This is a genomic window from Halobellus sp. EA9 (assembly GCF_051195055.1).
GTDB classification, from domain to species: domain Archaea; phylum Halobacteriota; class Halobacteria; order Halobacteriales; family Haloferacaceae; genus Haloquadratum; species Haloquadratum rubicundus.
Genome location: NZ_JBNTJW010000001.1, coordinates 326,334 through 343,830, shown reverse-complemented (window position 1 = coordinate 343,830; position 17,497 = coordinate 326,334). Strand labels below are relative to the sequence as shown.

General features: G+C 69.1%; 21 protein-coding genes, 1 other RNA gene and 1 pseudogene. 8 read left to right on the top strand and 15 right to left on the bottom strand.

The features are described from left to right. Positions 1 to 4: 4 nt before the first annotated feature. The 9 genes from ACQUQ0_RS01775 to ACQUQ0_RS01735 all read right to left on the bottom strand — a co-directional run bounded on the left by ACQUQ0_RS01775 (position 5) and on the right by ACQUQ0_RS01735 (position 6,663). The gene (locus ACQUQ0_RS01775) at positions 5 to 1,036 is read right to left on the bottom strand and encodes a PhoU domain-containing protein (protein WP_372388259.1); all 1,032 of its coding nucleotides are present in this window, start codon (positions 1,034 to 1,036) and stop codon (positions 5 to 7) included. Between the two features lie 126 nt (positions 1,037 to 1,162). Further along, entirely contained in the window at positions 1,163 to 2,221 is a 1,059-nt protein-coding gene (locus tag ACQUQ0_RS01770) for an ATP-NAD kinase family protein (protein WP_435182783.1), read from the bottom strand. Between the two features lie 256 nt (positions 2,222 to 2,477). Beyond that, on the bottom strand, positions 2,478 to 3,176 hold the full coding sequence (locus ACQUQ0_RS01765; RefSeq protein WP_435182782.1) for a competence/damage-inducible protein A: 699 nt from the start codon (positions 3,174 to 3,176) through the stop codon (positions 2,478 to 2,480). An 87-nt stretch (positions 3,177 to 3,263) separates the two neighbouring features. Next, complete coding sequence (locus ACQUQ0_RS01760) at positions 3,264 to 4,061, bottom strand: DUF5803 family protein (RefSeq protein ID WP_435182780.1); 798 nt, start codon at positions 4,059 to 4,061, stop codon at positions 3,264 to 3,266. Between the two features lie 37 nt (positions 4,062 to 4,098). Next, positions 4,099 to 4,776 carry a DUF2110 family protein gene (locus ACQUQ0_RS01755; RefSeq protein ID WP_435182779.1) on the bottom strand — a complete coding sequence of 226 codons (678 nt, stop codon included), beginning with the start codon at positions 4,774 to 4,776 and terminating at the stop codon, positions 4,099 to 4,101. Next, positions 4,776 to 5,303: a transcription factor gene (locus ACQUQ0_RS01750; protein ID WP_435182777.1), complete on the bottom strand. Its 528-nt coding sequence runs from the start codon at positions 5,301 to 5,303 to the stop codon at positions 4,776 to 4,778. Before ACQUQ0_RS01750 ends, ACQUQ0_RS01755 begins: the two co-directional genes overlap by 1 nt. Positions 5,304 to 5,442: 139 nt before the next feature. Further along, a complete protein-coding gene (locus ACQUQ0_RS01745; RefSeq protein WP_435182776.1) occupies positions 5,443 to 5,832 on the bottom strand; it encodes a type II toxin-antitoxin system VapC family toxin in 390 nt (129 codons plus the stop codon). Next, positions 5,829 to 5,981 carry a hypothetical protein gene (locus ACQUQ0_RS01740; protein WP_435182774.1) on the bottom strand — a complete coding sequence of 51 codons (153 nt, stop codon included), beginning with the start codon at positions 5,979 to 5,981 and terminating at the stop codon, positions 5,829 to 5,831. The genes ACQUQ0_RS01745 and ACQUQ0_RS01740 overlap by 4 nt, the downstream gene beginning before the upstream one ends. A gap of 127 nt (positions 5,982 to 6,108) precedes the next feature. Next, complete coding sequence (locus ACQUQ0_RS01735) at positions 6,109 to 6,663, bottom strand: tRNA (cytidine(56)-2'-O)-methyltransferase (protein WP_435182773.1); 555 nt, start codon at positions 6,661 to 6,663, stop codon at positions 6,109 to 6,111. 147 nt (positions 6,664 to 6,810) lie between these two features. Here ACQUQ0_RS01735 and ACQUQ0_RS01730 point away from each other — a divergent pair, with 147 nt between their 5' ends. The 3 genes from ACQUQ0_RS01730 (at position 6,811) to ACQUQ0_RS01720 (ending at position 9,666) form a co-directional block, all read left to right on the top strand. Continuing rightward, positions 6,811 to 7,557: an SIMPL domain-containing protein gene (locus ACQUQ0_RS01730; protein WP_435182771.1), complete on the top strand. Its 747-nt coding sequence runs from the start codon at positions 6,811 to 6,813 to the stop codon at positions 7,555 to 7,557. A gap of 56 nt (positions 7,558 to 7,613) precedes the next feature. Then, positions 7,614 to 8,402: a DUF2797 domain-containing protein gene (locus ACQUQ0_RS01725; protein ID WP_435182770.1), complete on the top strand. Its 789-nt coding sequence runs from the start codon at positions 7,614 to 7,616 to the stop codon at positions 8,400 to 8,402. A gap of 127 nt (positions 8,403 to 8,529) precedes the next feature. Next, positions 8,530 to 9,666: a DUF4382 domain-containing protein gene (locus ACQUQ0_RS01720; RefSeq protein WP_435182769.1), complete on the top strand. Its 1,137-nt coding sequence runs from the start codon at positions 8,530 to 8,532 to the stop codon at positions 9,664 to 9,666. Between the two features lie 180 nt (positions 9,667 to 9,846). Here ACQUQ0_RS01720 and ACQUQ0_RS01715 read toward each other — a convergent pair. The 3 genes and pseudogenes from ACQUQ0_RS01715 to ACQUQ0_RS01705 all read right to left on the bottom strand — a co-directional run. Next, positions 9,847 to 10,050, bottom strand: a pseudogene (locus ACQUQ0_RS01715) (HVO_2922 family protein); the annotation flags it as partial. Between the two features lie 293 nt (positions 10,051 to 10,343). Beyond that, positions 10,344 to 10,654: signal recognition particle sRNA (ffs, locus tag ACQUQ0_RS01710), an RNA gene on the bottom strand. Between the two features lie 78 nt (positions 10,655 to 10,732). Then, positions 10,733 to 11,155 carry a DUF7548 family protein gene (locus ACQUQ0_RS01705; RefSeq protein ID WP_435182768.1) on the bottom strand — a complete coding sequence of 141 codons (423 nt, stop codon included), beginning with the start codon at positions 11,153 to 11,155 and terminating at the stop codon, positions 10,733 to 10,735. 109 nt (positions 11,156 to 11,264) lie between these two features. On the opposite strand from ACQUQ0_RS01705, the gene ACQUQ0_RS01700 reads away from it, so the two are divergent. From ACQUQ0_RS01700 to ACQUQ0_RS01690, 3 genes are read left to right on the top strand one after another with little or no spacing between them, the layout of a single operon-like run. After that, entirely contained in the window at positions 11,265 to 12,419 is a 1,155-nt protein-coding gene (locus ACQUQ0_RS01700; protein WP_435182767.1) for a thiolase C-terminal domain-containing protein, read from the top strand. Continuing rightward, entirely contained in the window at positions 12,416 to 12,811 is a 396-nt protein-coding gene (locus ACQUQ0_RS01695) for an OB-fold domain-containing protein (protein ID WP_435182766.1), read from the top strand. Before ACQUQ0_RS01700 ends, ACQUQ0_RS01695 begins: the two co-directional genes overlap by 4 nt. Before the next feature lie 54 nt (positions 12,812 to 12,865). Continuing rightward, positions 12,866 to 13,894, top strand: a complete 1,029-nt coding sequence (locus ACQUQ0_RS01690) for an aldo/keto reductase (RefSeq protein WP_435182765.1) — start codon at positions 12,866 to 12,868, stop codon at positions 13,892 to 13,894. 31 nt (positions 13,895 to 13,925) lie between these two features. Here ACQUQ0_RS01690 and ACQUQ0_RS01685 read toward each other — a convergent pair whose 3' ends face one another. Then, positions 13,926 to 14,156 (bottom strand): SelT/SelW/SelH family protein, encoded by a 231-nt coding sequence (locus ACQUQ0_RS01685; protein ID WP_372388284.1) that lies wholly within the window; start codon positions 14,154 to 14,156, stop codon positions 13,926 to 13,928. Positions 14,157 to 14,245: 89 nt separating this feature from the next. Between ACQUQ0_RS01685 and ACQUQ0_RS01680 the strand changes: the two genes are divergently transcribed. Beyond that, positions 14,246 to 14,470, top strand: a complete 225-nt coding sequence (locus ACQUQ0_RS01680; protein WP_435182764.1) for a hypothetical protein — start codon at positions 14,246 to 14,248, stop codon at positions 14,468 to 14,470. Between the two features lie 31 nt (positions 14,471 to 14,501). Here the strand turns inward: ACQUQ0_RS01680 and ACQUQ0_RS01675 are convergent, their stop codons facing one another. Next, on the bottom strand, positions 14,502 to 15,182 hold the full coding sequence (locus ACQUQ0_RS01675; RefSeq protein ID WP_435182763.1) for a DUF7546 family protein: 681 nt from the start codon (positions 15,180 to 15,182) through the stop codon (positions 14,502 to 14,504). A 2-nt stretch (positions 15,183 to 15,184) separates the two neighbouring features. Then, positions 15,185 to 16,591: a heme o synthase gene (gene cyoE, locus ACQUQ0_RS01670; RefSeq protein ID WP_435182761.1), complete on the bottom strand. Its 1,407-nt coding sequence runs from the start codon at positions 16,589 to 16,591 to the stop codon at positions 15,185 to 15,187. Positions 16,592 to 16,711: 120 nt separating this feature from the next. Between cyoE and coxB the strand changes: the two genes are divergently transcribed. After that, on the top strand, positions 16,712 to 17,440 hold the full coding sequence (gene coxB, locus ACQUQ0_RS01665) for a cytochrome c oxidase subunit II (RefSeq protein ID WP_435182759.1): 729 nt from the start codon (positions 16,712 to 16,714) through the stop codon (positions 17,438 to 17,440). The last annotated feature ends 57 nt before the right edge of the window (positions 17,441 to 17,497 follow it).

Below are 17,497 nucleotides of genomic sequence, written 5' to 3'. Positions count from 1 at the left end.
TATCTCAGCCGATCGTGACGTGTTCGGACTCCTCGTTCAGCGCGAGGTTCGCGGCGATCTCGGCGTTCCGCATCGCGTACTGAGCGGTCTGCTGGAGGCTGACGAGGACTTCCCGGACCTGCAACAGCTCGTTGTTCTCCATCTCCGGGAGGTCGTCGAGGATCTCCTGTTCGCGGTCCCGCAGCTGGCGGAACAGCGTCCGGCACTCGACGGTCTTGTCGTAGTCGCGCTCGACGACCGACTGCACCGCCGTCCTGGTGAGCTCGTCGACCTGGTCTGTGAACTCCCGGATCCGCCGCATCGTCCCGGAGTCGATGTCGAGGGTGTGGCCGTCGGCGTCCATCACGATGTTGGCGATGTCCTCGGCGTTGTCGGCGGTGAGTTCGAGGTTCTTCGCCACCGAGCGGTAGCCGATGAGCGGGAAGCCGGATTCGAGGCCGACCGCCCGCGCGAGGTTGGGGTTCTGGTAGGCGGTGAAGATCAGGCGCAGGAGGAGGACGAAGATCTTGTTCGCCTGCCGCTCGCGGTTCAGCGCGCGCTGGGCGAGGTCGGTGTTGCCGTGCGCCAGCGCCTTGACCGCCTCGCCGCGCATCGTGCTGCCGGTGTTCTCCAGCCGTTCGAGCAGATTGTTCAGCGTGAAGTCCTCGGGATCGACAGAACACCGAATGGCGATCCGGTCGGGCGTCTCCTCGATGACGCCGAGGCCCATCAGCTGGGTCTCGGCCTTGTAGACGGCGTTGATGTGCTCGGAGTCGAGCGCGCCGTCGCTCTTTTCGATGTGGATCACCCGCCGCCCGAGGACGTACTGGGCGACGATCGCGCGTTCGAGCGAATCGGCGTCGAGGCCGTCGGCGCGGATCGTCGCCGAGGAGTCCTCCTGGCTCGCGGACTCGGGAAGGACCGTCAGCGTGCCCTTGCCCCCCATCCGGAGCGACACCTCGTCGCCCTTCTCGACGTTGTGCTCTTTGGCCCACTCCGCTGGAAGGGTCATCGCCAGCGTCGAGGGGCCCAACCGCTGGACCTTACGTGTCTCCATACGCCTCTACTGGCTTCGACTGACCTTAATTCTCACTATATGCTACTTATATCTATACAAATCTGATGTGGGTGTTAAATGCCGTTGGAAGCGTGTGGACCCTCGGTTCGTCCGGGCGTCCGTCGCTCACGCGATCCGCATCATCCGCCGTTCCACCCGGCCGACGCGGACCTTCGTCCACCCGCGGAGTTCCGCGTCGAGGTCGGGGTCGTCGGTGTCGACCCGGAGTTCGCCCACGGTGTCGAGCTTGGACCTGGAGGCGACGATTTCGAGGTCACAGCGGCGGATCACCGCGGGCGAGAGCTGGGGGTTGCCGCGGCCGAACACGAACCCCTGGCCGCCGATCGGCGAGACGACGATGACGTTCTCCTCGCCGAGCGCGTCGAGAATCTCCGACTCGGTGGCATCGAGCGCGAGCACCTCGCCGCCGCGCCAGACGTCGACGCCGAGCGGCGAGCCGTCGAAGCCGAGCGCGTCCTTGATCGCGCCGACGGTGCTCCCCGGCCCGAGCACGAAGGTCTTGTCGCTCGCGCGGATGTCGTCGGCGACGCCCTCGGCCAGCGCCTCCACGTTGCCGCCGCCCAATTGTTTCGAGGACTGCAACTCCTCGGCGACGGGCACGAGCGGGACCGCCCGGAGTTCGGGGTGGACCGCTCCCTCCCGGTAGTCGTCCTCGTCGATGTCCATCACCTCGCGGCGCTCGGTCCGCTCGAACGTCCGAACGACGTGGGCGGCGTCCTCGGGGGAGACCGCGAACACCGACGAGTACACCTTCACGCCCGCGGGCACGCCGAGCATAGGCGTCTCGGTTCCCTCCAGCGCCTCGGCGACGTCCGCGGCGGTCCCGTCGCCGCCGACGAACAGCACGAGGTCGACGCCGGCGTCGACGAACGCGCGCACCGCTCGCTCCGTGTCGGCGGCCGTGGTGTCGTCGCCCTCGGGCGCACCGAGGACCTGCGGGTCGAAGCCGGCCTCGCGGGCGACGTCTCCGCCCATCTCGCCGCCCCAGGTGAGCAGGTCGACGTCGTCGCGGTCGGCGAGCTCCGAGAGCGCCCGCCGCGCCCGGTCGGGGGCCCGCGGCTCGGCGCCACGGCGGCGGGCCTCTGTGACCTTCCCGTCGGTGCCCTTCAGGCCGACGCGGCCGCCCATCCCGGCGATCGGATTGACGACGAGCCCGATTCGCATACCCGAAGCGAGTGGCGAAGCGCGGAAAAGGCCGCCGGTCGGCGATCGCTCGCGGACCGGCGACCGCGACGCCGGATACTGAACGCTTAAGAACGCCGCCCCGGAAGCGTGTGGTATGCTCCCGCTCGCAATCACCGGCGAACCGTTCCCGATCGCGGAGACCGGTGCGGTCGTGCTGCTCTTGAGCCTCGCTATGGTCGTCGTCTGGATCAGACTGCTCGGCCGCTGATCCCGTCTCGCCGCGTCTCTTCGCCGCCTACTCTTCGTCCGCGGTCAGTTCCACGCGCGCTTCCAGCCACGCCGCCGCGTCCTCGACCTCGTCGGCGTCGGTCGAAGTGAGTTTGATCCGGACCGACTCGCCGGGGTAGCTGCCGACCGTCACCTCGAAGCGCTCGCGGAGTTCCCCGAGGCGGTCGATGAGTTCGCTCTCGGGTTCGTCGACGTCGACGACCGTCGAGTGGGTGCGCTCGCCGGAGAACTCCTCGGCGACGCGCTCGAACATCGCCTTCATCTCGTCAGGGACGCCCGGAAGCACGTAGATCCCCTCGACGACGGTGCCGGGGGCGACGCCCTCGTCGTTCGGGAGCATCCGGGCCCGCGCGGGCAATTCGGTCGTCCCGTCGACGAGGTCGCCCGCGGCGTAGCCGCCCTCCTCCCGCAGCCACCGCTCGGCCTCCTCGTGGGGCTCGACGTCGCGGCCGACGGCGGCGGCGACGGCCTCCATCGTCACATCGTCGTGGGTCGGCCCGAGCCCGCCGGTCACGACGACCGCGTCGTACTCCGCGCGGTACTCGTTGACGACGCGAGCGATGTCGGCGACGACGTCGGGGACGGTGGTGATCCGCTCGACGCTGACGCCGCGGGCTGTCAACTGTTCGCACAGCCACGCGGCGTTCGTATTCACGGTGTCGCCGGCGAGGATCTCGTCGCCGACGGTGACGATTGCGACGCGCATACCGACACCTGGGCCGAGGCGGACAAAAGGGGCGCGGCTCGATCGAGAGCGCGTGGCCCGCCGAGAGAGCGCGCCCCGCGCGGCCGCTCAGCGCATCCCCGGCGGCGGACCGTCGTCGTCGTCGATCTCGGTCTCGACGTCGATGCCCATCTCCCGGCGCTGCTCGCGCAGTACCTGGATCTGCCGGCGGTAGTACAGCAGGCCGCCGACGCCGACGAGCGCGACGAGGGCGATGATCCCGCCGAAGATGTAGAGGTCCCGCTGGAGGTAGAACTGCACCGAGACCGTCTCGGCGGTCACCGGCTCGTCCCAGACCACGTGGACCCGGCTCTCCTCGTCGATCGACGTCTCGTAGTTCCCGGGCCTGACCTGCCCGAAGACGGGGAAGTCGATCCGGCGGTCCGGGGGCAACACGACCTCGTAGGTCCCCTCGACGTACGTCGGGAGGGTGAACCGCTTCATCGTGCCGCCGCTCGTGAACGCCAGCGCCCCGCCGCGCGGCGGCGCGTCCGAGGGCAGCGTGACGATCGTCTCGTCGCGGGTCTGCCTGATCTCGCCCCCGCGGGCGCGGATCTCGCTGCCGGTCACGACGGTCCCGTTGGGATAGCGGTAGCGGACCGCCTGCACCGGGAGGGGGGTCGTCCCCCCGAAGCCGTCGCGGCGGAACAGTTCGAGGGTCGTGCCGTTCGTCTGCAACACCGCGCGGAACTGCGTGTTCGGCTGGATGGTGACGTGGGCCGTGCGGTTGGACTCCCACGTGTAGTTGGCCGCGGGGTCGCTGTCGATTCGGTCCTGCGGGACGGGGCCGGTCCCGATCCCGAGACAGCCGCTGGTGGCGGCCAGGAGGGCGAGGCAAGCGGTCGCGAGCAGGAGTCGGCGGTTCATAGTGGCCTTCCGTAGTCGATGTGCGTCGTCGGAGCCGTCAGGTCAGGACGCACTTCAGCTCCGAGCGGAGATACGAGCCGATGCTGGCGAGCAGCCCCGGCGGGTCGGTGTCCGGCGGACAGACGATGCTCTGTTCTAGGAGTCCCAGGCGCTCGACCGTAACGATGTCGGCCGCGTGGCCCGCGCGGTTGACCGTCGCGCGGACTTCGCCCCGCGTGGCGCTGTTGACGTTGACGCGGCCGCTTCTCTCCTCGCGGGTCCACTCGTAGAGGCGGTCGCGCTCGGCGTCGGCGAGGCGCGAGGGCTCGCCGTAGACGAACCGGATCGGGAGGTGCTGGACGACGCCGAAGCGGTCGCGCACCTGAACGGGCGTACCCGCGCCGAGCCCCAGTTCCTCGGCGGGGATCCGGATCTCGGTCCCGTTGCCGGCATCGAGGGTCCAGCCCGCCTCGTCCCAGGATTCGAGCGTGCCGACGTAGGTCTCGCCGGCCTCGAACTCGGGGGTGATCTCGCCCCACGTCTCCGCGAGGGCGTTGGCGGCGACGGTCGCGTCCTCGCCGGAGAGCGCGACGTCGAGGAAGTCGTCTTCGCGGACCTCGACCGCCCAGTCCACGTCGAGGTCGCCGACCTCGTTGTCCACGAGGGAGCCGAAACTGTCGAGCGCGCGCTCGCGGGCGTCGCCGCTCACGTAGCACTTGGTCGCTAGGACGACCATCAGTCGCCGTGGACCTCGACGTTGAGTTCGTCTCTGAGCTCTTCGATGCGGCGCTCCATCGCCTCGACCATGTCGTCGTTGTCCATCGGCTCAAGCGGCGCGCCGGTCTCGGGACACTGGAAGCCCTGCTCCATCGCCTCGGAGAACTCGAAGCGGATACCAGCGGGCTCGGAGAGGTAGAACTCGTGGGTGCGCTCGTACTCCAGCCGCTCTTCGAGCGCCTCCAGCAGCCGCTCCATCTCCTCGCGGAGGTTCTCGGGGATGTTCTCGTAGTGGAACGTCCAGAGGTAGGTGAGCCACCCGGAGTCCTCGTCGCGGACCCGGCGGTACTCCGCAAGGTCGTTCTCGTAGAGAATAAAGAGCGCGCGGCGGACGTCGTTGAGCTCGAGACCCAGCTCCTCGGCGAGCTCCTCGTCTGTCACCTCGCCGTCGGGGGGCGCCGCGGCGACCGGCATCCCCGTCGGCCCGACCAGCTCGTGGAGGTACTTCTGGATGACCGGGTCGTTCAGCAACTCCTCAAAAGCCATTACGCACAGTTGCGCCGCTCAGTCGTTTTAAAGTTGCGGATGGCGGGGTCGTGAACTCATAATGTCTATTGTCAGTCGTTGCCGCTGGTTCGCCGAAACGGGGCGGCGAACCAGCGGTAAACAGTGACAGTAGACATTATCAGAGTGTCTCGCTGGGCGGGACTGCGCCGTGTTCGGTTAGCTCCCCATCGAAGGAAACGAGCGTGGCATCGACCGCTTCCGCGGCCGCTAAGATGAGTGCGTCCATCGGATACAGTAGCGTATCCGACTGCAACTGATTGGCGGTCATCATATCCGACGCGTCCGGAAACGTAACCGTCGTTCGAGATGCGATCCGGCTTTCAATTCGGTCGATCTGCTCCCGTTCGAACTGTTTCTTTTTCGCCAGCACGCTCCGGAGCTCCATCAGATTCAGAATCGATATGTGTAGCCCCTCCGCCTCATTCAGCAGTTCTACGGCGGTTTCGGACCGCTCGGTGTCGCGGGTGACGGCCGCAACGAGAATGTTCGTATCGAGGAAGAGCCTCATATCCGCTCACGGACGTCACGGACCGCCTCGACGGAGTCGACTTCGACATCGACCGCCAACTCCGCCAACGAATCACCGAGCGGAACCGTCGTGTCGTCGGTCGGATCGGGATCGAGATATTCCCTGAAATCGTCTGCAGTGAGGCTCATACAACGCGATTGTGTCGCTCGTCGCAAAAGCCTGCTGGTGAGTTGACTCATACTGTCGGACACAACTGTTTCAAGATATTCGCCGCCCCGGGCGGCGAAATTCTTCACAGACTTGTGTCCGACAGTATCAGGGATCGCTCTCCTCTCCGTCAACGTCGACGACGCGCTTGCCGCGCGCCTGCGGGAGTACGCGACGATCGGCGCCGGGCCACTCCCGGTCCAGTTCCCGCCCCTCGAACAGCCGGTCGAGAAAGACCGCGAGCCCTGCGACCTCCGAGTGGGGTTGGTTGGTGACGCCGACGTTCCAGTCGGCGTGTTCGTACACCTCGAAGGGCACCTTCTCGCCGCCGACGACCACGAGCAGCGGCCCCTCTCGGTGGGCCGCTCGCACGTCTTCTACGACGTCCTGGATCCGCTCGCCGTACATCGTCAGGTGGACGACCGCGCCGGACCACTCCCGGATGGTCGCGTCCAGCTCCGCGGTCAGTTCGACCTCGAAGGGGCCGCCGAACCGCCCCGTGATGTCCGCGACCGTCTCCTCGGACTGCCCGGCGTTGTCCGGGAAGATCACGCGGTCGGCGCCGAGGGCCCGCGCGGTGAGCCCCACGTGGGTCGTCATCCGGTCGTCGCGGCCGGGCCGGTGGCCGTACCGGAGGACGGCCACCTCCGATTCGCCTTGCATACCCCCACCGAGACGGCGCGGGGCTAAGGGGCTTCGGATGGCCCGGTCCCGGTCCCGGTCTCGGTCGGCCGTCGCCTCGGCGACCCAAATTCAAACGATCGTTTGAGCCACCACGAGACACTTTGTGTCGGTGCCGAATCGTCGCGTATGCCACGACGCGCACTCGCCGCAGTCGGCGTGGTCGCATTGGTCCTGCTCGCGGGCTGTTCGGGCGCCCTCTCGGGCTCCGCCGCGGACGCTCCGCAGTCCCAGGCTGGAAGCACGATCGAGGTCTCCGGCGTCGGCAGCGCCAGCGGACAGCCGAACCGCGCGGTCGTCCGCGTCGGCGTGGTCGCGACCGCCGACGACGCCGTGACCGCCCGGCAGCGACTCGCCGAGAACGTCTCGCGGATGCGCGAGGCCCTCTCGGAGATGGGCCTCACCGACGACCAGGTCACGACCCAGTACTACGACATCGGCCGCGACTACCGGCCGCCGCGGCGCGAGGGCGCGGAGCCGCGGGTCCAGTACCGCGCGACCCACGAGTTCGAGATCACGCTCTCGGACGTCGACCGGGTAGGCGCGGTCATCGACACCGCGGTCCGGAACGGCGCGACGAACATCGACGACGTGTCGTTCACGCTCTCGGCAGAGCGCCGCCAGCGACTCGAACACGCCGCCCGGAAGTCCGCGATGACCGACGCGCGGCGGAAGGCCGAGACGCTGGCCGAGGCGGCCAACCTCACGATCACCGGCGTCCACGTCGTCCGCGTCGAGGGCGGCTCGCCGCGCCCCGCTGACGTCGAGTACGCCGCGACGGCGACGCCCACCGCGAACGCCGGCACCGACGTCGAGAGCGGCCCGGTCGACGTCGTCGCGACCGTGCAGGTCGTCTACAACGCGACGGCCGCCTGATCGGTGTCGACGACCGAACGGTACGGCTTTTACCCGCCCGCCGCGTAACCGCGGGCGTGCAGTTCGTCGGCTACGACACGGGCGGTCCGGGGCTCCTCCTCAGCGACGCCTCGTCGGACGACACCGAAACCGATCCCGGGGCGTCTGCCGACGTCGAGTACGTCTCCTTAGAGTCGGGCACCGAACTCGCGTACACCCTCGGCGAGCGCCACTGCGCGGGGGCGGTCACCGACGACGGCCACGTCCCCTGTCCGGAGCCGACCGCGCCCTACTGTCCCCAACACGCCTCCACGTGGGTCTGCGCCAAGTGTACGGGCACCTGCCTGAAGGACGAGATGGACTGCGTCGAGCCGCACGCGATCTACCTCGCGGCGTTCGCGCCCGACGCGTTCAAGGTGGGCGTGACGAAGGAGTGGCGCCTCGAAACCCGGCTCCGCGAGCAGGGCGCCGACCGCGGGGCGCTCCTCGCCGTCGTCCCGGACGGCCGCATCGCCCGCGAGCGGGAGGCCGAGATCGCCGAGGAGATCCCCGACCGGATCCGCGTTCCCACGAAGCGCGCCGGGCTCCACCGCGACGTCGACGAGGCGGCCTGGGACGCGCTCTGTTCCGAGTTCGATGTCGACGAGGACGACCGCTTTCGCTTCTCCTACGAGCTGGACCTCCGGGACCGACCGGTCGCCGAGACGATCGCCACCGGCGTCGTCCGGGGCGTCCAGGGTCGCCTCCTGGTCCTCGATCACGCGGGGAGCACCTACGCCGTCGACCTCCGGGACCTGGTCGGCTACGAGGCCGCGCCGGAGGCGACCACCCGCGACGTGCAGGCCAGCCTGGGCGCGTGGGGGTGAGAACGCCGTTAACGGGGCGTTACCGGACCGGGATCTGCTGTACCCGAATTAAACGGCCTAAATCCGACTGAATCCGGTGCCACGACCGTCTGTATAAATGGTCGTTCGGCCCCTCCCTCCGAGCGCAATGAACCGCAACGCAATCGCGACCGCCCTCGTCGCGGCGCTGGTGCTCGTCGCCGGCTGTTCGGCCGGCACCACCGGCTCCGGCGGGGACGTCGCGACCGACGGCACCGCCACGGCGATGGAGTCGACGAGCAGCTCCGGCAGCGGCGGCACGGTGAACCTCTACATCAGCGACCAGCGGAACGACATCGAGGACTTCGAGCACCTGAACGTCACCATCACGCGCGTCGGCTTGCTTCCGGCGGGCGAGGATGACGCGGACGAGTCCGACGACGACGCTGATGGGTCTGCGGACGGTGGCGACACCGAAACCGAGACCGAGGTCGACGACGACGCGAACGAGACCGAGACGGAGGTGACCGTCACGTCGGCCGCGTCCACCGAGGAGATGGACGACGGCGAGGACGCGGACGACGAGGGCGGGTCCGAGTGGATCGAATACGAGGTCGACAACCGCACGGTCGACCTGACGCGGCTCAAGGGCGCGAACGCGACGCAGCTGTCGTCGTTCGACGTCCCGAACGGCACCTACGAGAAGGTGTTCGTCTACGTCTCCGGCGTCGAGGGGACGCTCAAGGACGGGAGCGACCAGCGCGTGAAGCTCCCGAGCGGTAAGCTCCAACTGAACTCGGAGTTCACCGTCGGCGCCGGCGAGGAGGTCGACTTCGTGTTCGACATCACCGCGATCAAGGCCGGCCAGAGCGGGAAGTACATCCTGAAGCCGGTGATCTCCGAGTCCGGGACGGACGTCGAGATCGACCGGGTCGACGAGGACGAGGACGACGATGACCACGAGCGCGGCGGGCAGGCGGCCGACCGCCCCGACGGCGAGAGCCGGGCGCTCGACGCCGGCTTCGTCGGGAACGTCACCCGCGGCGAGAACGCGACGCTCAGCGTGACGCAGAACGGGAGCGCGGTCGCGAACGCCTCGGTCTCGGTCAACGACGAGGCGATCGGGACGACCGACGCGGACGGCACGATCACGTTCTCCGTCCCCGAGGACGCCGAGGGGCTCTCCGTGAGCGTGACGAAAGGCGAGATGGAAGGCGAAGTCGAAATCGAATTTGCGTCCGATTCGGATTCGGAGGCCGGATCGGATCAAGGGCAATCGAACGGCCAGCAGACCGCGACGGCCTGACCGCGGACCGCCTGATCACGGGCGGATTCAGCCGCCCGACCCGTCCTCCGTTTCTTTTTCGGTCTCTCCGGTAGTGTCGGCGTCGGCGTCGGCGTCGGTGCCGGCGCCTTCCGCGTTTTCTGCGCCGTCGCCGTCGTCTGAGCCCTCGCCATCGCCTGCATCGTCCGCCTCGTCCGCAGATTCGAGCTCCGCGTTCGGCGCGTTCTGCTTGACGCTCTCGACGCCCTCGCGGGCGTTCCGCCGCTCGGCGTAGCCCTGGCCCGAGTCCGCGAGGACGTTCCCGTTGCGGTGGCAGAGTCGCCAGCGGTACTCGCCGCCGCGGTCCTCGTAGATCTCGAAGGCGGCCTCGCCGACGTCGAGCACCCGCGCCTCGGGCGCGTACTCCCGGAGCGGACTCGCCACTCGGCTCGGCAGGAACAACGCCAGGCCGAGTACGCCGAGGACGGCCCCGAGAGCGAAGAGCCAGTAGCCGCGGACCTCGTCGCTCGTCTCGGGTCGTCCGACCCCTCGTCGATACCACCGCGGAAACGTGCCGTCGTCCGAATCACTCATCATCGACCACGAGGGATACATCGCCGAGCGAGTAGCTATAGCTCGGGGACAGGTCAGACCGTCGCGGCCGCGGCGCTCGGCGGGCGCTCGACGGAGCCGCGGCTCGGGAGTCGATGCCGAATGAATGGTGGACGGCGGGATTGCCCGGCGTTCCGGCACGGGGAATCCCGGTCGCCTCCTCCACCCCGCGATCCTCCGAGCGACGAACGTCCGTCGGTCCGCTGCTCGCTTCCGCGCCTGACGGGGTACCGACGACGAACCGCGGGAGACCGACCCTGCGGCCGGCGTCCGCGGACCGCCGTCCCCGAAGGACGAGGCTTCGACGTTGGCTTCCGGGGCCCGCGCCGGTCTGACCGGACGCCCCCGGGTTCGGTCCCCGCTGAAGGCCAAAGTCGCGGGTGGAGAGCAGGGCCTAGCTGCCCGACCTAGTCCATCCCGAGGTACGCCGGGGCCACATAAGGGGCTTTCGACTCTTCGATCCCCCGATCGACGGACGGCGTGCGGGTGCGGATGGTCAGTTCAGGACCCGCCGGGCGTAGCTGGCGGCCGCGATGGCGGCGACGGCGGCGCCCGTGACGACGACCCACCGGTGGGTCTCCAGCCACGCGTACTCCGCGGGGAAACTGAAGAGGAGCGTCGGGTCGATCGCCAGCGCCCAGAGGAGCGAGAAGAGCACCATCGCGAGCCCGGAGACGAGCGCGACGCCCGAGAGGGTCGCGGGGTCCGACCGCTCCTGGGCGCCCGCGAGGAAGACGACGACGTCGAGCAGCGCGAGCACGCCGACGATCGAGACGCCGATCGGGCCGGCGGCGTAGTACTCCGCGACGCCCGAGCCGGGTGCCGATACCACGAGCGCGGGCGCGAAGACGACCCCCGCGAGCAGGAGGCAGACGACCGCGCCGACCTTCGGCGCGAGGGAGTCGAGGCCGAGGTTCATATCGGCAGTGGGACGGGCGGCGGTGTAAGGGCTTCGAGAGGCGCTCGCGTCCGCGAGCGGAACCGACCGAAAGGGAAACGAGTAAGCCGTCGCCCTCTCGTGTCCGACTATGGAGCGCGTAGCGATCATCGGCGCGTCGATGACCCAGTTCGGGCAACGCGAGGAGTGGATCCGCGGGTTGCTCGCGGAGGCCGGAGGCGCCTGCCTCCGGGACGCTTGGGTGTCGGCCGACGCCGTCGACCACCTGTACGTCTCGAATATGGCGAGCGGCGAGTTCGAGGGCCAGACCGGCGTTCCGAACGCCCTCGCGCACGACCTCTCGGCGGTCCCCGCCTACACGGCACGGATCGATCAGACCTCCTCGTCCGGCGGCGCGGGCGTCTACGCCGCCTGGCAGTCGGTCGCGTCGGGCGCCTCCGAGATGACGCTGCTCGTCGGCGGCGAGAAGATGACCCACCGCTCGACGGCCGAGGCGACAGACGTCATCGCCTCGCTCACCCACCCCGTCGAGTACAAACACGGGATCACGCTCCCCTCCTTCGCGGGGCTCACCGCGCGGCACTACCTGAACGAGTACGACGCGCCCCGGGAGGCCCTGGGGAAGGTCGCGGTGAAGAACCACAAGAACGGCGTCGACAACCCCCACGCCCAGTTTCGGAAGGAGGTCGACCTCGATACGGTGCTTGAGTCGCCGATCGTGGCCGACCCGCTCCGGCTCTATGACTTCTGTCCGATCACCGACGGCTCGGCGGCGCTCCTCCTCTGTCCCGAGTCGGTCGCGAGGGAGTACACAGACGAGTACGCGGTCGTCTCGGGCATCGGCGGCGCGACGGACACCCACGTCGTCCACGAGCGCGCCGACCCGACGACGATGGGCGGCGTCGTCAACTCCGCCGAGCAGGCCTACGAGATGGCGGATGCCTCTCCGGACGACGTCGACGTGGCCGAACTCCACGATATGTTCACCATCCTGGAGTTCCTCCAGTCCGAGGACCTGGGCTTCTTCGAGAAGGGCGAGGGCTGGAAGGCCGTGGAGGAGGGCGTCACCGACCGCGACGGCGACCTCCCGATCAACACCTCCGGAGGTCTCAAGTCGAAGGGCCACCCGCTCGGCGCCTCCGGCGTCGCGCAGGTCTACGAGATCTACAAGCAGGTCGTCGGCGAGGCCGGTCCCCGCCAGGTCGACGCCGAGACGGGCCTGGCCTGCAACGTCGGCGGCTTCGGGAACTGCGTGACGACCGCGATTCTGGAGGGACAGGTATGAGCCAGGAGACCGAGGACTCAGGCGACGAGCCGACGATGGAGGCGTACCGCTACCCCGACGGGAGCATCACCTACCCGGGCCACCCGTACGGCCCCGGCGGCGAGGAGCCGACCGGGACGGTCGACCTCAGCAGGTACACCGCCGAGGTCGTCACCTGGACGACGTCGACCGCGACGCCGCCCGGGGTTCGGGAGCCGAACACGATCGCCATCGTCGAGTTCGACGTCGACGGCGAGCCCGTTCGGGCGATCGGCCAGGTCACGACCGACGAGGTCGACGTCGGCGACGCGGTCGAGCCGGTGTACTGCGAGGAACTCCGCGACCCCGAGGCGGGCATCCGCGAGCCCGAGAGCCAGGAGTGGGACGGCTTCCGGTTCGAGCCCGTCGAGTAGGTCGCCGGGACTCCGGCACGCACGCTTTTCACCTCCCCGCGCGTCGGTTCGCGTATGAGTGATCTCTCCTACCGGCGGCTCGGCTCGACCGGCACGAAGGTCTCGGAGCTCTGCTTCGGGACGTGGCGCTTCGGCCGCGAGACCGACGGCGTCGTCGAGACGACGAAGAGCGAGGCCCACGACCTGCTGGACGCCTTCGCGGACCGCGGCGGCAACTTCATCGACACCGCGAACGTCTACGGCACGCCCAGCGGCCGCAGCGAGACGTGGATCGGCGACTGGCTCGCCGGCCGGGACCGCTCGAAGTACGTCGTCGCCTCGAAGGTCTACTTCGACTTCGATCCCGACGACCCCAACGGCTCGGGCCTGTCGCGGACGCACATCCGAGAACAGATCGTGGGCACCCTCGACCGGCTCGGCACCGACTACCTCGACCTCTACTACATCCACCGCTGGGACGAGGAGACGCCGATCGAGGAGACGCTGTCGACGCTGGACCGCCTCGTCGAGGAGGGGAGAGTGAACTACCTCGGCGCCTCGACGATGGCGGCCTGGCAGCTCACGAAGGCGCTGTGGAAGTCCGAGGTCAACGGCTGGGAGCGCTTCGAGGTCACCCAGCCGCTGTTCCACGCCGGCTACTACGAGGACGTGAAGGAGTACCTCGACGTCTGCGGCGACCAGGGGCTGGCGGTCTGCCCGTACTCGCCGCTGGCCGGCGGCTTTCTCACCGGCAAGTACGAGCGTGCGGACTCCGGCGATCCCACGGACGTGATCGCCCCGGACGGGTCGCGGGCGTCCCTCGACGACCGCTTCAGCGACTACTACCTCTCCGAGCGCGGCTGGCACGTCCTCGATGCAGTCCGCGCGGTCGCCGACGAGGAGGACGTCTCGCCCGCGCAGGTGGCGCTCCGGTGGCTGATGGACTACCCCGACGCGACCGTGATCCCGATCGTCGGCGCGCGGACCGTCGACCAACTGGAGGAGAACCTCGGCGCCGCTGCCGTCGATCTCTCCGATGCCCAGTGGGACCGCATCTTCGAGGCCCGCTACGACGAGGAAGGGCGCCGCTGGGGCCACCGCTGAGAAGCCGCGCTGCCGCTCGCACCCGACCCTGTCAGATCTCGTCGCGCACGCGCCGCGTGATCGCGTCGACGTCGTAGTCGTCGTCGGCCTTGTCCCAGACGACGTCGCCGTCGACGGCGACCGTCAGCACGCCGTGGTCGCCGGTCACGAGCGCGACCCGGTCCAGCCGGTCGCCGAACTGTTCGAGCAGCGCGTGCTGGATCTCCTCGGCGCGGTCGAGGAAGCCGCAGGGCACGCAGTATTCGATCTCGATCGCCGTCATACCCGGGTTCTCGACGCCGCGGCCTGTTAAGCGCGTCGCGCGCTTCGGAGTCAGACTTTTGGTAGTTGATACCATAGTTCGAGATTGGTATGTGTTACCACTCCCAGCGACGGGCCGCGCTGGCCGAGCAGGAGCACGACGCCGAGGTGGTGGCCGACCGAGACCGCACCGCATCCCGAACGGGGGACGACCGCGACGCCCCCGCGGACCCGGACAACTTCGTCGAGATCGACGAGGTCGCAGAGCGCGTCGACGACGCGGCCGACGATCCGGGAAGCGTCGAGACGGAGCCGAAGCCGGTGGGATTCGCCTGAGAGCCTCCCGCCGGATCTCGCCGACCCCTTTTCACCGACGGAACCGGTCGCCGACGACCGGCCGCCAGTACAGGAGCGCGACCGTCGCGAAGAAGACGACCGTCGAGACGTCGTAGGAGAAGTCGAACGCCGCGGCGGCGACCGCAGAGCCCCCGCCGAAGACGCCCGACAGGAGCGAGGCCACGATCGGCCACGAGCACGACACGCACGAGAAGAGCCCGACGATCCCGGAGACGGCCGCGCCCGCGGCGTCGATCACCGTCGCGTACACGAGGTACGCGAGCGCGAGGTAGCCGACGACGCGCGCGGGCATCAACACGAGGGCGGCCCACGGCGTCGAGACGACCGGCGCGGGGCCCCACCCCGGCGCGAGCGTCGCGATCCGGACGCCGAACTCCCCAGCCCCCGGCCGCATCGCGGTGACGACGACGCCGCCGACGACCGCGAGCACGACGAAGTAGGCGGCGGCGATCGCGAGGGCTCGGCGACGGGTCTCCGCGTCGGCCGGCCCGGGATCGGTCTTCCAGACGGCCAGGACGCCGACGGCGACCCACAGCAGGCCGTAGATCGTGTATCGAGGTTGGATGATCGTGATGTCCGCCGCCAGGAGGTACGCCAGCGCCAAGGCCACGACCGTGTTTGCGACGAGCGCGGCGTGGAGGACGTCCCGGCCCCGGATTCCGACGCGCGAGGCGGTGTCGGCGAGCGCCATCGTCAGACCGCCAGGGCGTCGACGACCACGGCGAGGAGCAAGGCGCCGAGGTATGCGTTCGAGGCGTGGAACGAGCGGAGCGCCGCGGCCTCGGTCTGTTCGTAGTGCAGCCGCACGGCGAAGTACAGGAACGCCGCACCGAAGGCGACGCTCGTGAGCGCATAGAGCAGGCCGAGCGCGTCCATCGTCGCCATCGCGCCCGCGGCGACGAGCGTCGCGGCGAGGTAGAAGAGCACGTGCTTCCGCGTCTCGGTCTCGCCGCGGACGACGGGCATCATCGGGAAGCCGCCGCGCTCGTAGTCGTCCTTGTACGCCAGCGCGAGGTTGTAGAAGTGCGCCGGCGTCCACAGGAAGATGATCGTCGCGAGCGCCACGCCCCCGATCCCGACGTCGCCGGTGACGGCGACCCAGCCGATGAGCGCGGGCAGCGCGCCGGCGGCGCCGCCGATTACGGTGTTCTGGACCGTGTTCGGCTTCAGGAGCAGCGTGTAGACGACGCTGTAGAACAGGATCGCCGCGACCCCGAGGACCGCGGCGAGGACGTTCACCCACGCGAACAGCGCGACGGAGGCTACCGCGAGGGCGACGCCGAACGCCAGGGCGTTGCGGACGGGGACCAGGTCCGTCGCGAGCGGCCGGTCGCTCGTCCGCTGCATCCGTCTGTCGATGTCGCGTTCGAGGACGTGATTGAACGTCCCCGACGCCCCGATCGAGAGCACGCCCCCGCCGAGCGTCGCGAGGACGACGCCGGCGGTCAGGTCGCCGCCGGTGGTCGCCGCCAGCGCCATCCCCGCGGCGGCGACGAGGCAGAGCAGCCACATCAGCCGCGGCTTGGTCAGCCTGAGGTACGCCTTCGCCGTCGCGAGCAGCCGCTCTCGGGGGTCGCTCGGAATCGCCGGCTCGTAGCCGTCGTCGACGGGCGGATCGAGGTCGACGCTGTCGACCGAATCCTCGTTCGGGTCGCCGGTCTCGCGCTCCAGCGACCACGCCAGCGCCGCGACGAGCGAGCCGAAGATGCCCATACCGACGATCAGATGGAGCGCCGAGAGGGTGCCGGTCGCGCCGCCGACCGCGACCACCGCGCCGAGGCCGGCCTGGATCGGGTAGAGGACGCCGGCGAGCAGCGTCGCCGCCAGCACGCGCCGTTCGACGCCGGCGCGGAGCCCCGTCACCATCGTCACGACGCCGAGCGCGCCGACGAGCACGGCCGCGATCCGGTGGCCGACGGCGAGCCAGCCGGCCGCCGCCGTCGGCGTCGTCCACCCGTCGCCGCAGACCGGCCAGGCGGTACACGCCGCGGCCGCGTCGGTCAGGGCCGTGGTCGCGCCGACGAGCAACAGCAGATAGACGCCGATGGCCGTCGCCGCGAGCAGGCCGTGGAATCTGTCGTGGGATGCGGTCGGCGCCACGGGAATCACCTACTCGGAGTTGGGAATCCCCGTACTTAGGGGCCGCGCTTTTCGCGTCGCGCCGGTCCCGGAGTGGCGAAGTCAGCAACTATTTACGTGGTAGTTCCTAAGTCCATACCGATGCAAAAGACGCGTTTGGCACTCGTTTCACTGCTCACGGTGGTGGTGGCGGGCCTGGTCGCGGACCCGGTCGCCGCGCAGACGTCCGCCAGCGCGGAGCTCATCCACGGGCTGAACGGGAAGCTGCTGACGATCGCGATTCCCGTCACCATCCTCGTGGAAGCGATCCTCATCTACACGGTGGTGAAGTTCCGGAACAACGACGAGCCGAGTCCGACGAAGGAGAACCGTCGCCTGGAGATCACCTGGACGATCGCCACGGCGATCATCCTCCTGTTCGTGGGGGTCGCCTCCTACGGCGTGTTGGCGAACGAGAACGTCTCCTACCAGCCGCAGGCGGAGAACGCCGCCGGCGACGCGGTCGACGGGGATCCGGTCGTCGTCCGCGCGGAGGCCTACCAGTGGGGCTGGGAGATGTCCTACCCCGAGGCGGGCAACTTCTCGACCGGCACGAAGATCGTGGTGCCCAAAGACCGGCCGGTCCACATCCGCGTCACCTCACGCGACGTGATCCACGGCTTCCACGTCCCGGAACTCGCCCTCAAGCAGGACGCCTTCCCGGGCCAGGTGAACACGATCAAGACCGTCCCGTACGAGACGGGTACCTACCAGGGCTACTGCACGGAGTACTGCGGGGTCGCCCACTCGCAGATGTACTTCACCGTCGAGGTCGTCTCCCAGGAGGAGTACCAGCAGTGGCTCGACGAGCAGCAGTCCAGTAACGAGTAGTCGCGCGTTCTCGTTTTTCCAGTTTTCAGTTTCGAGTTCCCGTTCTTCGACTAACGC

What these genes read in the sequence shown, in the direction of transcription:
- ACQUQ0_RS01760 (WP_435182780.1), bottom strand. Translation starts at nt 4,061, where the DNA reads ATGAACCGCCGACTCCTGCTCGCGACCGCTTGCCTCGCCCTCCTGGCC.
- ACQUQ0_RS01730 (WP_435182771.1), top strand. Translation starts at nt 6,811, where the DNA reads ATGCCACGACGCGCACTCGCCGCAGTCGGCGTGGTCGCATTGGTCCTG.
- ACQUQ0_RS01705 (WP_435182768.1), bottom strand. Translation starts at nt 11,155, where the DNA reads ATGAACCTCGGCCTCGACTCCCTCGCGCCGAAGGTCGGCGCGGTCGTC.
- ACQUQ0_RS01755 (WP_435182779.1), bottom strand. Translation starts at nt 4,776, where the DNA reads ATGGTCGTCCTAGCGACCAAGTGCTACGTGAGCGGCGACGCCCGCGAG.
- ACQUQ0_RS01765 (WP_435182782.1), bottom strand. Translation starts at nt 3,176, where the DNA reads ATGCGCGTCGCAATCGTCACCGTCGGCGACGAGATCCTCGCCGGCGAC.
- ACQUQ0_RS01735 (WP_435182773.1), bottom strand. Translation starts at nt 6,663, where the DNA reads ATGCAAGGCGAATCGGAGGTGGCCGTCCTCCGGTACGGCCACCGGCCC.
- ACQUQ0_RS01685 (WP_372388284.1), bottom strand. Translation starts at nt 14,156, where the DNA reads ATGACGGCGATCGAGATCGAATACTGCGTGCCCTGCGGCTTCCTCGAC.
- ACQUQ0_RS01680 (WP_435182764.1), top strand. Translation starts at nt 14,246, where the DNA reads ATGTGTTACCACTCCCAGCGACGGGCCGCGCTGGCCGAGCAGGAGCAC.
- ACQUQ0_RS01740 (WP_435182774.1), bottom strand. Translation starts at nt 5,981, where the DNA reads ATGAGCCTCACTGCAGACGATTTCAGGGAATATCTCGATCCCGATCCG.
- coxB (WP_435182759.1), top strand. Translation starts at nt 16,712, where the DNA reads ATGCAAAAGACGCGTTTGGCACTCGTTTCACTGCTCACGGTGGTGGTG.
- ACQUQ0_RS01675 (WP_435182763.1), bottom strand. Translation starts at nt 15,182, where the DNA reads ATGGCGCTCGCCGACACCGCCTCGCGCGTCGGAATCCGGGGCCGGGAC.
- ACQUQ0_RS01690 (WP_435182765.1), top strand. Translation starts at nt 12,866, where the DNA reads ATGAGTGATCTCTCCTACCGGCGGCTCGGCTCGACCGGCACGAAGGTC.
- ACQUQ0_RS01770 (WP_435182783.1), bottom strand. Translation starts at nt 2,221, where the DNA reads ATGCGAATCGGGCTCGTCGTCAATCCGATCGCCGGGATGGGCGGCCGC.
- ACQUQ0_RS01745 (WP_435182776.1), bottom strand. Translation starts at nt 5,832, where the DNA reads ATGAGGCTCTTCCTCGATACGAACATTCTCGTTGCGGCCGTCACCCGC.
- ACQUQ0_RS01775 (WP_372388259.1), bottom strand. Translation starts at nt 1,036, where the DNA reads ATGGAGACACGTAAGGTCCAGCGGTTGGGCCCCTCGACGCTGGCGATG.
- ACQUQ0_RS01695 (WP_435182766.1), top strand. Translation starts at nt 12,416, where the DNA reads ATGAGCCAGGAGACCGAGGACTCAGGCGACGAGCCGACGATGGAGGCG.
- ACQUQ0_RS01750 (WP_435182777.1), bottom strand. Translation starts at nt 5,303, where the DNA reads ATGGCTTTTGAGGAGTTGCTGAACGACCCGGTCATCCAGAAGTACCTC.
- ACQUQ0_RS01720 (WP_435182769.1), top strand. Translation starts at nt 8,530, where the DNA reads ATGAACCGCAACGCAATCGCGACCGCCCTCGTCGCGGCGCTGGTGCTC.
- ACQUQ0_RS01700 (WP_435182767.1), top strand. Translation starts at nt 11,265, where the DNA reads ATGGAGCGCGTAGCGATCATCGGCGCGTCGATGACCCAGTTCGGGCAA.